This window comes from Afifella sp. H1R, assembly GCF_021462425.1.
Classification (GTDB): Bacteria; Pseudomonadota; Alphaproteobacteria; order Rhizobiales; family Afifellaceae; genus Afifella; species Afifella aestuarii.
On the sequence record NZ_JAKEDY010000001.1, the window covers coordinates 1466542 to 1478109 of the forward strand.

The window sequence follows — 11568 nt, forward strand, 5'->3', positions numbered from 1 at the left end:
CGCTCAAGCGCTAGATGAGGGGGGAAATCGATGATACTAGCCAGCGGTGTAGGCCGCGCGATCTCTATTGCCTTATCGGCAGGTCGGCGACCGACGATTGCTATTTTCCTGATTCCGATCGTCTTGCTGGCTGCCACGGTCTTCGTTCCCGATTCTGCCAAGACGCAGACGGCGGACACCGCCCAGATGGCCATGGATCTTCTGTCGCGGGAAGATACGCTGAAGGGCCTGCCGCGCCAGGACGTGCTGCAGGTCACGGCAAGCGGGGCCGCGGTCGGTGCCCATTACGTCGGCTCAGAGCCATGCCGCGTGTGTCATGCGGGCTCCTTCGACGAGTTCAAGCTGACGGTGATGGGCCGTCTCCTGGAGACCGGGCATCACACCATTGGCGGCAAGATGGAATGCGAGAGCTGCCACGGACCCGGCTCCTCGCACGTCAACGCCGGCGGCGGTCGCAACGACATCGGCACCGGCGTCATTCGTTCCTTTCGTCCGAACGACCCGCGTTCCTCGGCGGCCGACATCAACGGCATCTGCCTGACCTGCCACGAAAAGGGCGACCGGACCTACTGGCGCGGCTCCGTCCATCAAACCCGCGGTGTCGCCTGCACCAGTTGCCACACGGTGATGCGCCGGACCTCGCCCCGCATGCAGATGGCCAAGGGCAACGTCATGGACACCTGCTTCCAGTGTCACAAGGACCGCCGCGCCCACTCGGTGCGCACCGCCCATATGCCGATGCGCGAGGGCAAGATGGATTGCGGCAGCTGCCACAACCCGCACGGCGGCCCGCACGACAAGATGCTGAAGGAAGCGACCGTCAACGACGTCTGCTACACCTGCCATGCCGACAAGCGCGGGCCGTTCCTCTTCGAGCATCCGCCGGTGCGCGAGAACTGCCTCAACTGCCACGAACCGCACGGCTCCATGAACCGCAACCTTCTGACGGTGATGCGGCCGCGGCTGTGCCAGCGCTGCCATACGCCGGGTCGCCATCTCGGCAACCCCGCGCTCGGCATCAGCTCCAACCGCTACATGGTCAACAGCGCCTGCCAGAACTGCCACACGAACATCCACGGCTCCAACAGTCCGTCAGGGAGGCGCTGGCACCGCTAGCCATAGGGGGGGAGGCGCGGGGCGCGTGCGGGTTTCGCAAGCACCGCCCCGCAGCCACCCAAAAAGCAACGACACGCAAGGAGCTTCGCTCACACGCCAAGGCCTGAAGACATTTCTCTGGGGGGAGGAAACGATGAAGGTTCAACGCCGATTGACGCTGGCCACGATGGCGCTCCTCGCCGGTGGCGCGGCGCTGCCGCAGGCAGCCAAGGCACAGGACGACAAAGACACCGAGGCGGTCACCTGGGGCGAGATCGAAATGGGCGCCCGCGTCTTCATCGACGAGCCGCCCGATCACGCGTCCGTCTGGGACACGCCGAGCATCCTGGCACCGCAGAAATACAGCTCCGCCAAGTTCGAGGAATATGGCGATGTGCCTTCGGGCCTGCTTCTCGAAAAACTGATGTTCGGCTGGCAATCGGGAGACGGCCTCTATTCCGGCGAGGTTCGCGCCGAGAACATCGGCCAGAACAACGGCCGCTACATCTTCGACTGGTCGCGGACCGGGCTCCTCGACGGCACCTTCATGTGGGACGAGATCCCGCATCTCTACTCGACGACCGCGCAGAGCATCTGGCAGGGCGTCGGCACCGACTTCCTGTCGACCGACGTGTCGTTTCCGGAAAGCCCGCCAAGTCCCGCAGAATATGATGCGGCGATCTCAGGCGCCGTCCATCCGATCGACATCGGCATCGACCGCCGCCGCATCCAGTACGACCAGACCTACACGCCGAGCCCGAGCTGGGAGTTCGAGGCGAGCTATCTCAACGACCACCGCGAAGGAACGCAGCCCGCCGGCATCCTCATGAACGGCTTTGGCGCCGGCGAAGTGCACCGCGTCGACGTTCCCCGTCCGGTCGACGACGTGACGCAAAACCTCAAGGCAAGCGGCGAGTATTTTTCCAAGACACCTTGGGGCGGTCGCTTCAACGTTTCCGTGACGGGTCACGCTTCGACTTACGAGAACAAGTACGATTCCTACACATTCCAGAATCCGTACTATCAAGTGCCCGGCACCACCTTCCCGCAATTCGGCCGCGTCAGCCTTGCTCCGGACAATGAGGCCTATTCGCTCGGCGTCACGACCGGCGTCGACCTGCCCTGGAAGAGCCGCTACATGGGTACGGTCTCCTATACGACGATGGAGCAGACCGACACGCTCATCCCGTATACGATCAATCCCAACGCCCCGGCGCTGTCGCTGCCGACCACGGATGCCAGGGCGAAGATCAACACGCTCCTCATCAACAACAAGATCAGCACGCAGATCGCCGAGGATGTCTCCACGACGCTGCGCTACCGCTATTACGACCTCGACAATCGCACGCCCGAATGGCTGATCGACCAGTACATCATGGGCGATTCGACGACGGCCACCCCGGCCACCGGCGGCCTGAGAGCCCTCGCCTATCAATACACCAAGCAAAACGCCTCAGCCGAGGTGAGCTGGCTCGCGACCAGCCGGATCACGCTCGGCAGCGAGTTCGGCTGGGAGCGCTGGGACCGCGACAGGCGCTCCGTCAACGTGACGGACGAATATCTGGGCAAGATCACGCTCGACGCCCGCATCACCGATCGCGCGCAGCTGCGCTCCAGCTACCAGTATTCGCAACGCCGCTACGACAGCTACGATCTCGGGCCGGTGCTCGATGCCATGGTGAGCGACCCGCTCGGCACCAATGTCGATCCTGGCGTGCGCAAATACGACATGGCCGATCGGGACCGTCACAAGGCGAAGGTCTCGCTGGAATACGAAGCGCTTGAAAATCTCGTCATCACGCCGTCCTTCGGCCTGCGCTTCGACGATTACCTGACCGATCCCGCCATCCCGGAATACGGGCTCTTGAAGGACAACAGCTGGGACGGTGGCCTCGAAGTGGCGTTCTCGCCCGCTCCCGGCATCAGCCTGATGGCCGCCTATGTCTACGAGGACTTCGACCGTGACATGGTCGGCGCCAGCATCACCGGCGGCGGCACGGACGTCGTCACCGGCGGCTGGGACAGCAAGATGACCGAACAGGTGCACACGCTTGTCGCCGGCGCCAACATCGAGATCATCCCCGGCGTTCTCGATCTCGAATTCTATGACAGCTTCGCCCGCGGCGTCTCCAAATGGACCGCGACCGCAAGCTCGCGCACGCCGATCGCCACGCCTCTTTGCCCGGGAGACACCAACTGCCTGCCCTTCCCGGACATGGTGACCAATTACAATCGCTTCGACGCAGCCCTGAACTACCACCCGGAAGCGGGCGGTATTCTTGGCCTCGACGGCGATTTGACTTTGACCCTCAAATATTCCTGGGAACGCAATTTCGTCGACAACTGGCAGGACGAGCTCGACACGCCCTATCAGCATTTGATCGAGGACGGCGTGACCACGAGCTACGCGATGGGCTTCTGGGACACCAACTACAACGTCCACGCCGTCATGGCCTCGCTGGTCTACCGCTGGTGAGGAAAGACCCCTGTGCCGTCGACGCGACGCATCCGGGGCACATTCAAAGAAAAACCAAGGAGGGAACCCAAAATGAGCGACAATTCGAAGACATCGAACACTGGCATGTCCCGGCGTGAGCTTCTCGGGGCCTGTGCGATCGCAGCCGGCTCTTTGGCTCTGGTCGGGACGGGGTCGGCGGATGCGCAAATCGCCAACAAGGCCAAGCAGAGCATCGCCGGCTACCAGACGACGCCAAAGGGGCGGCAGGAGTGCGACAATTGCCGGCACTTCCAGGCGCCGGACGCCTGTCAGGTCGTGCAGGGGCCGATTTCACCGAAGGGCTGGTGCCGCCTCTACGCCAAGAAGTAGCGCGGGCCGCACCCGGAACGGGCGAGAAAACCTCTTCAGGGGTTCCCGCCTCACCATTCAATCCATGCGGGACTTTACGTCCCGCATTTTCATGTCCGCCGTCCGCGTTTCGCCGTCAGCCCCCCTCGCCGCTCATCCCCGCAGGAGGCTCACCGCGATCACGCCCATGATGATGCCGATCACCAGATCGAGCACCCGCCAGGCGCGCGGATCGGCAAAGACCGGCCGCAGGAGCCGCGCCCCATAGCCGAGCGCGAAGAAGAACGAGAACGACGCCGTTACTGCGCCCAAAGCGAAGGCCGGTCTTTCCCCTTCATATTGCGAGGACACCGAGCCGAGGAGCACCAGCGTATCGAGATAGACATGCGGATTGAGCCAGGTGAAGGCGAGACAGGTGGCGATCGCCGCGCCGAGGCTCCCTCCGTCGGCATCGAGCGGCTGCAAGCCGAGCCCCGGCTTGAGCGCAGCGTGAAAACTCTTCAGCGCATAGACAATGAGAAACAACGCGCCGCCGTAGCGCATCACCGTCTCGATCCACGGCAACGCCTTCATGAGACCTGATGCACCGGCAACACCGGCCGAGATCAGAACCGCATCGGAGAGCGCGCAGACGAGGCAGACGGCGAAGACGTGGCGGGCGACCAGCCCCTGCCGCAAGACAAAGGCATTCTGCGCACCGATCGCCAAGATGAGACCGAGCCCCAGCGAGAAACCAGCAAGTGCTGCATTCATGGAGAGGACTGATCGGGTAAGCGCCCCTGCATTTCCGAGACGTAGAGTTTTTGCAGCTCGACCGGCCGCACTTCTCCCGGCTCCGAATAGGGATAGGCGAAGGCGATGACGAAAAACACGATCAGCCCGGTATAGGTGCCGAAGATGGACAGAAGCAGAAGGTTCGGCACCGTCGGCGGAAAAGCGAAATAGGCGGCAGCCGTCAACGCCACGCCGAGCAGCGCGGCCAGCATGAACAGCCCGTTCACACCATCCTCTGCGGCTTCCTCACGTTTCAGCCGAAGCTGCGAAATCTCGTGCACGTTCTTGATGAGCAACGGCTTCAACGCGACCTGGCGCACATTCTGCGGCTCGAGATCGAGAATGGCATCATAGACATCGTCCCAGCTCTCCCAGGCTTTGCGAAGCAGAGGCTCACCGTCCGCCAGCGCCGGAAGCTCCTCGTTGAGAACGATCCCCGTATAGGTCGCAAGATCGTCCCGCGCCTTTTGGGTAATGTCCGCATCGAAGCGTTCGAGGTCGTAGAAGACATCGCCGATGAGCGCCGCCTCCGTCGAAAGCCCGTCTCCGATCTGGTCGAAATTCGCCAGCTCCTGGGCAAAGACCAGTGCCAGGATAAGGCCGTGAAGCGCAGAAACCCGGATCACCACGGAACCGGCGAGATCCTTCGAGTCCTCCGGCCCGCGCGAGGACAGCAAAGTGCGCGCAAGAAAATAGCTCGCGAAAGCGATCGCCACCGTCCCGACAACCACAATCAGCCCCATGAGCGGGGCGGGAACGAAGCCGATCATCCCAATCCTTGTTCGGTCATGCACACTCACCTCATTCCATAACCAGCGCGTGGATGAATTTCCAACCGAATGGCGTATTCTCGCGTTCAGGTCGGTTCGGCGAGCATCCGATCGTCCGCCAACATTTCGGCGCGACGAATCGTCAATTAAGGGAACCGGCAGGGCCCATTTGAGCTTGCAGAGGCATGGCACTCGAAATCGAACGCAAATTCCTTCTGGCCAGCGATGACTGGCGGAAGTCCGTCAACGAAACCCGGCATATCCGGCAGGGTTATCTGTGCAACGACGAGCGGGCGAGCCTGCGCGTGCGCATCGTCGACGACGAAAAGGCGTATCTCACCATCAAGAGCGGCAAGGCGGCGATCAGCCGCGACGAATACGAATACGCGATCCCTCTCGAAGACGGCGAAGAACTGATCGCCAAATGCGCCGGCCGCCTGATCGAAAAAACCCGTCACATCATCCGCCATGGCCATCTCGCCTGGGAAATCGACGTGTTCGAAGATCGCAATGCCGGCCTCGTCGTCGCCGAAATCGAGCTCGACCATCCGGACCAGGAATTCGAGCATCCGGAATGGCTGGGCGAAGAGGTCTCTGGCGACGGCCGCTACACCAATGCCTCTCTGTCGCAGCACCCCTACCACGACTGGACATGACTTGAGGCGCACTGGGTGCGCACCCATATGGATGCCATGAGCTTTTCTCTCGATCCGTCCGCGTCCATTGCCGAAGAACTGAAGCGGGCCGCCGCCGAACAGATCGAGCGGGCGCGCGCCGAACTCGCTGACGAGGCCGAGGATCGCCACGAAGCGGTGCATCTGGCGCGCAAACGCTTCAAAAAGATCCGTGGCCTCTTGCGCCTCGCCCGGCCCGGCCTCGGCGAGGATTACGCGATCGAAAACGCCCGCTGGCGCAATATCGCACGCGAGCTCTCCGTCATCCGCGACGCGACGGCGCTCCTTGAGACGCATGACGCCCTCACCAGCCATTTCGGGGATCGCATCGAGGACGGCATTCTCTACAGCACCCGCCAGCGGCTCGACGAGCGCCGGGCGGAGATGACCGACGAGGTCACCGATCTCGACGAGCGCATAGACGCCACGATGAAGGCGCTCGATGCCGGTGAGAAGCGGCTCGACGAGCTTTCCTTCCCCGATGATTTCGAGACGATCGCAGAGGGGTTTGCCAAGACCTACAAGCGCCTCGACAAGGGCTACCACAAGGCCAGGACCGCAGAAGATTCAGCAGTGTTCCACGATTGGCGCAAGCGCGCCAAATATCACTGGGTACATCTCAAACTCCTGCGCAAAATCTGGCCGGAGCCGATGAAGGCGCGCCGCGCCGAAGCCAAGGCGCTCGCCGATATTTTGGGAGACGAGCATGATCTCGCCGTCTATCGGGGCACGCTGATCGAAGAGCCGAAGCTCTTCGGCAAGAAGAAGGTTCAGGAGCTCCTGCTTGCACTCCTCGACCGCCGGCAAAGCGAGCTGCGGTCCGCCGCGCTCGACATCGGGGCAAAGCTCTGTGCGGAATCCCCCGACGCTCTCTCAGCCCGTATGACCTCCTACTGGGAGGCCGCAGAAGAGGAAGCGCAGAAGCCGCGCGAACATCTGGCGACATCGGCCGTGCAGGACGAACGCGCCGAGAGCAGCTGACGGACGAACACCGCCAGCCCCCGTCAGCTCAGCCCTGCTTGTTCCAGCGGCCGTCGGAATCCTGTTTCCAGTAGGTCATCTCGGCGCCTTCGGCCTTCAGGCGTTTCCAGGCCTGCCGCGCCCATTGCATGGTCGCTTCGTTCGCCGCCTCGAAAAGATAGACGACGCGCTGATAGGCCGAAAAATCGCCCTCCTCCGCACAATCGAGGAGAAAGCGGACCGCAGCCCCGTTCGGGTTCTCCGGCTTCGTGGTGAGAAACACCGGCTGATCTTCGGGGCGGCCGTCCTCCGCCATCCCGTGGGGCAGAAACGACGCGTCGTCGAACGTCCAGAGCGCCGCATCGAGCGAAGCCAGCCGCTCTTCGCTCCCGGCCTGCACGACTGCCCGCCAGCCGCGATCGAGCGAGCGCTGCAAAAGATCCGGAAGCGCCTTGTCGAGAGGCCTCGTCTCCAGATGGTAGAAGAGGATCTCAGGCAAGGCGCTCCCTCACATCATCACCCAGGGCCTCAGGCCTTTTCGTAGCTCGACTTCACCAGCTGATCGAGAAGCCGGACGCCGAAGCCCGAACTCCACGAATCGTTGGTGTCGCTCGAAGGCGATCCCATCGCCGTTCCGGCGACGTCGAGATGCGCCCAGGGCGTGTCGTTCTCCACGAAGCGCTTGAGGAATTGCGCGGCTGTGATCGAACCACCCCAACGCCCGCCGACATTCTTCATATCGGCGTTCTTGGAATCGATGAGCTTGTCGTATTCCTCCCCGAGCGGCATGCGCCAGACCTTTTCGCCGGTCGTCTTCCCGGCATCGAGAAGAGCCGATGCGAGCGCATCGTCGTTGGAGAAGAGCCCGGCATAATGGTGGCCGAGCGCCACGATGATGGCACCGGTCAAGGTCGCCAGATCGATCATAGCCTTCGGCTTCGCGACATTCTGCACATGCGTCAGGATATCGGCGAGCACCAGCCGGCCTTCGGCGTCGGTGTTGATCACCTCGATCGTCTGGCCGGAGAGCGACGTCACGATATCGCCCGGGCGCTGCGCATTGCCGTCGGGCATGTTCTCCACGATTCCGACGATGCCGACGGCATTCACCTTGGCCTTGCGGCCGGCGAGCGCCAGCATGACGCCGGAGACGGCGGCCGCCCCGCCCATATCGCCCTTCATGTCCTCCATGCCGGCTGCCGGCTTGATGGAGATGCCGCCCGTATCGAAGACGACGCCCTTGCCGACGAAGGCGATCGGCGCCTCGTCGCCGGCTCCGTTCCAGCGCATGATGACGACCCGCGGCGGACGCACCGACCCCTGCGCCACCCCCAACAGCGCGTTGAGCTTCAAATCCGTCAGCGCCTTCTCGTCGAGAACGTCGATGTCGAGCCCCTTCGCCTTGAGCTCGCCGAGCCGCTCGGCGAATTCGACCGGGCCCAGAATGTTGGCCGGTTCATTGACGAGATTGCGCGCAAGTTCGACGCCCTCGGCGACGGCAGCAGCCTCTTTCCAGGCCGCCTCGGCAGCCTCCGGATTGTCGACGCCGATCGTGACGGTGATCGGCCCGCGCGGCGCATCTTCATCGCTCTTCCGGCTCTTGTAGCGATCGAAGCGATAGCGGCGCATGACGAGGCCGAGAGCGAAAGCGGCCGCGTCTTCGCCGTTCGGGCCGCGGCCTTCCGGAGCCTGCAGAACGACGGTCACCTCGCCCTCGTCGGGCAAGGCCTTGGCCGTCGCGCCGCCGAGGCGCAGCCAGTCGATATCGGGATCGACGTCGCCAAGGCCCACAAAGATGATTCGCTCCACGTCGACGCCGGACGGCGCGACGAGTTCGAGCGTTTTGCGCAGGGCGCCTTTGTAGCCTTTGATTTTCGCCGCCACCGCGAATCGCGAGCCGGCGGCCTCGTCGAGCGAGGTCGCGATCGGCCCCAGAGCGAGCTCTTTGCCGGTCAGAAGGACGGCGGTTCCCTTTTTGGGAACGGCGGGTTTCTCAAAAGTGATGGTGGTGTTGGCGACCATGCTGTTGCCTCGATCCTCGGCTTTTGTCATGGAAAGTAGGGGTGCGACTGGATTAGCCGTGAGAGCTTGGCCGTCAAGGCCAATTGCCGTTAACCATGCTTGTTGGGTGAATTTTATCCATGCCTGCGTAAGGCTTGAGCTCGCAAGCCCGATCTTGCCGAACAAGGACCGGATGCAAATCTTCAGGCTGCCCCTTCTGGAACGCTACGTTTTTCGTCGCGCATTGATGCTGCTCCTGCTCGTTCTGGGGGCGCTGGTCGCCACCATGTGGATGACCCAGGTGCTGCGCGAGCTCGACGTGGTGACGGCCAAAGGCCAGGCGATCTGGATGTTCGTCTTCATGACGCTTCTGGCCCTGCCCGCCCTCATTCAGGTGATCGCACCGATCGCCTACCTCATCGCGGCGACGGTCACCTTAAACAATCTCAATGCCGACAGCGAATTGCCGGTGATGGCGGCGGCGGGCGCATCGAGCCGGGTCGTCGCCCGGCCGATCATCGCCTTGGGCGCCGTCATTTTCGTCGCCGTCACCCTGCTCTATCACGTCGTCGCGCCGGCAAGTCTCGGCGCCTTGCGCGAAATCGTGGCGCATGTGCGCGCCGATCTTCTCGCCACTCTCGTCAAGGACGGCGGCTTCCGCACCGTCGACAACGGCCTCACCCTCCACATCCGCGCCAAGGCGCCGGACGGGAGCTTCAAAAACATCTTCGTCAGCGACGATCGCATCCCGAGCGATTCCACCCAGTACATCGCCAAAACCGGCGTGCTCGTGGAAAGCGGCGGCAACGCCTATCTCATCATGAAGGATGGCGAACTCGTCCGCGACAACCGCATGAAGGGCGAGACGAGCGTCGTCGAATTCGACACCTACGGTTTCGACCTCAGCCAGTTCAAGGCGGGCGAGGTCAACGCCACGCGCAAGCCGCGCGAGCTGACGACACGGGAACTCCTCAACCCGGCGCCGGACAATCCCTACCGCGAGGAATTCCCGACGCGCTGGAAGGCGGAGCTGCATGACCGCATCACCGCGCCGCTCTACACCATCGCCTTTGCGTTCATCGCGCTTTTGTTTTGCGGGCGCGCGCGCACCAACCGACAGGATCGCGGCTATGCGACGGTGCTTGCGGTGGTTTCGGGCTTCACCCTTCGCGGCCTCGGCTTCGGGGTCCTCGCCGCGGCAACCAACGACGCGACCCTCATTCCGCTTCTCTACGCGGTGCCCATCGCCGGCATCGTCGTGTCGGCACTCGCGCTCAAGCGCGGCTATCGCTGGCGCACCCCGGTCTTCATCGCGCGCGTTCTCGACACTCTCGCCCGGCTGGGCCACAAGCTCATGAAGCTTTCCCCCCTTGCCTTGTTTCAACGCAAGAGCACCGGCCACGCATGATCCTTGCAACCTATATCGGCCGCCGTTTCCTCGTCTCCCTGGGCACGATTCTGATCGCGCTTCTCACCCTCGTCTTTCTGGTCGACTACGTCGAACTCTTGCGCCGCTTCTCCGATGCGGAGGCCTTCACCTCCCTGCTCGGGCTCAAGCTCGCTCTGATGCGTGCGCCGGCCTTGCTGGAAGATATCCTGCCTTTTCTTTTCCTTTTTTCGGCAACGATCTGTTTCCTCAATTTGTCTAGAAAGCTGGAACTCGTGGTGGCGCGCGGCGCCGGGGTCTCCGTCTGGGGCTTCCTGCGTGCGCCGTTCTTTCTTGCTCTGGTGATCGGTCTGGCATCGACGTTTCTCTTCAACCCGCTCGCCACGGAGCTCAAGGAGCGCTCGGATCGAATCGAGGCCTCGCTCTCCGACGGCATCGCGGCGAGTTCCGCCGACGCCATCTGGTTTCGCCAGGAGGGTCTGGACGGGCCGTCGATCATCCGTGCGGCGAACTACGACAGCTCCGCGAAGGAATTGCGGGGCGTCACCGCCTTCCTGTTCAATCCCGACGGCAGCTTCCAGGCGAAGCTCGTCAGCCTCTCCGCCAGCTATCGTCCGGGCCGCTGGATCTTTGCCAAGACCCGCTACATTTCCGGCGAAGGCGCCTCGGATCGATTCGACCGCTACATCCTGCCGACCTCGCTCACGCCCGATCAGGTCAATTTGACGCTTCTGCGCCCCGACCGGCTCTCCGTCTGGACTTTGCGCCGCTTCATCGACACGGCCGCACAGACCGGATTGAACACCGCTCGCTTCACCCTGGCATTCCATAGCCTTCTCGCCCGGCCTCTCTTCCTGATAGCCATGGTCACTGTCGCCGCCACCGTCAGCCTGAGGCTTTCGCGCTACGGTGGCGTAGGAAAGCTCGCCCTGACTGGCATCATCATCGGCTTTCTGCTTTATGTCGCGACCGAGATCGTCAGCGATATGGGCAGCAACGGGATCCTGGATCCTGTCCTCGCGGCCTGGAGTCCTGCGGTTCTCGCCATGTTGTTCGGAGCCACGGCGCTGCTTTATCAGGAGGACGGATGATTCCCGTCCA

The 11568-nt window shown here is 62.9% G+C and carries 11 protein-coding genes; 7 read left to right on the forward strand and 4 right to left on the reverse strand.

From position 1 onward, the window contains the following. The first annotated feature begins 123 nt into the window (after nt 1-123). The 3 genes from L0F51_RS06995 to L0F51_RS07005 all read left to right on the forward strand — a co-directional run bounded on the left by L0F51_RS06995 (nt 124) and on the right by L0F51_RS07005 (nt 3922). Nucleotides 124-1116, forward strand: a complete 993-nt coding sequence (locus tag L0F51_RS06995; protein ID WP_234628511.1) for a DmsE family decaheme c-type cytochrome — start codon at nt 124-126, stop codon at nt 1114-1116. 133 nt (nt 1117-1249) lie between these two features. Beyond that, nucleotides 1250-3571 carry an MtrB/PioB family decaheme-associated outer membrane protein gene (locus tag L0F51_RS07000; RefSeq protein ID WP_234628512.1) on the forward strand — a complete coding sequence of 774 codons (2322 nt, stop codon included), beginning with the start codon at nt 1250-1252 and terminating at the stop codon, nt 3569-3571. A gap of 72 nt (nt 3572-3643) precedes the next feature. Next, entirely contained in the window at nt 3644-3922 is a 279-nt protein-coding gene (locus L0F51_RS07005; RefSeq protein WP_234628513.1) for a twin-arginine translocation signal domain-containing protein, read from the forward strand. 132 nt (nt 3923-4054) lie between these two features. Here the strand turns inward: L0F51_RS07005 and L0F51_RS07010 are convergent, their stop codons facing one another. Then, nucleotides 4055-4654 (reverse strand): LysE/ArgO family amino acid transporter, encoded by a 600-nt coding sequence (locus L0F51_RS07010; protein ID WP_234628514.1) that lies wholly within the window; start codon nt 4652-4654, stop codon nt 4055-4057. After that, the gene (locus L0F51_RS07015) at nt 4651-5445 is read right to left on the reverse strand and encodes a hypothetical protein (protein ID WP_234628515.1); all 795 of its coding nucleotides are present in this window, start codon (nt 5443-5445) and stop codon (nt 4651-4653) included. The genes L0F51_RS07010 and L0F51_RS07015 overlap by 4 nt, the downstream gene beginning before the upstream one ends. A gap of 185 nt (nt 5446-5630) precedes the next feature. On the opposite strand from L0F51_RS07015, the gene L0F51_RS07020 reads away from it, so the two are divergent. Both L0F51_RS07020 and L0F51_RS07025 read left to right on the forward strand, forming a co-directional pair. Then, nucleotides 5631-6101, forward strand: coding sequence for a CYTH domain-containing protein (locus L0F51_RS07020; RefSeq protein ID WP_128291473.1), 471 nt, complete (start codon nt 5631-5633; stop codon nt 6099-6101). 36 nt (nt 6102-6137) lie between these two features. Continuing rightward, nucleotides 6138-7100, forward strand: a complete 963-nt coding sequence (locus L0F51_RS07025) for a CHAD domain-containing protein (RefSeq protein WP_234628516.1) — start codon at nt 6138-6140, stop codon at nt 7098-7100. A gap of 28 nt (nt 7101-7128) precedes the next feature. Here L0F51_RS07025 and L0F51_RS07030 read toward each other — a convergent pair whose 3' ends face one another. Together L0F51_RS07030 and L0F51_RS07035 are read right to left on the reverse strand one after the other, a co-directional pair. Next, a complete protein-coding gene (locus tag L0F51_RS07030; protein ID WP_234628517.1) occupies nt 7129-7578 on the reverse strand; it encodes a DNA polymerase III subunit chi in 450 nt (149 codons plus the stop codon). A 29-nt stretch (nt 7579-7607) separates the two neighbouring features. After that, complete coding sequence (locus L0F51_RS07035) at nt 7608-9101, reverse strand: leucyl aminopeptidase (RefSeq protein WP_234628518.1); 1494 nt, start codon at nt 9099-9101, stop codon at nt 7608-7610. Between the two features lie 172 nt (nt 9102-9273). Between L0F51_RS07035 and lptF the strand changes: the two genes are divergently transcribed. Continuing rightward, a complete protein-coding gene (lptF, locus tag L0F51_RS07040; protein ID WP_234628519.1) occupies nt 9274-10488 on the forward strand; it encodes an LPS export ABC transporter permease LptF in 1215 nt (404 codons plus the stop codon). Further along, on the forward strand, nt 10485-11558 hold the full coding sequence (lptG, locus tag L0F51_RS07045) for an LPS export ABC transporter permease LptG (RefSeq protein WP_234628520.1): 1074 nt from the start codon (nt 10485-10487) through the stop codon (nt 11556-11558). The genes lptF and lptG overlap by 4 nt, the downstream gene beginning before the upstream one ends. Nucleotides 11559-11568: the final 10 nt, after the last annotated feature.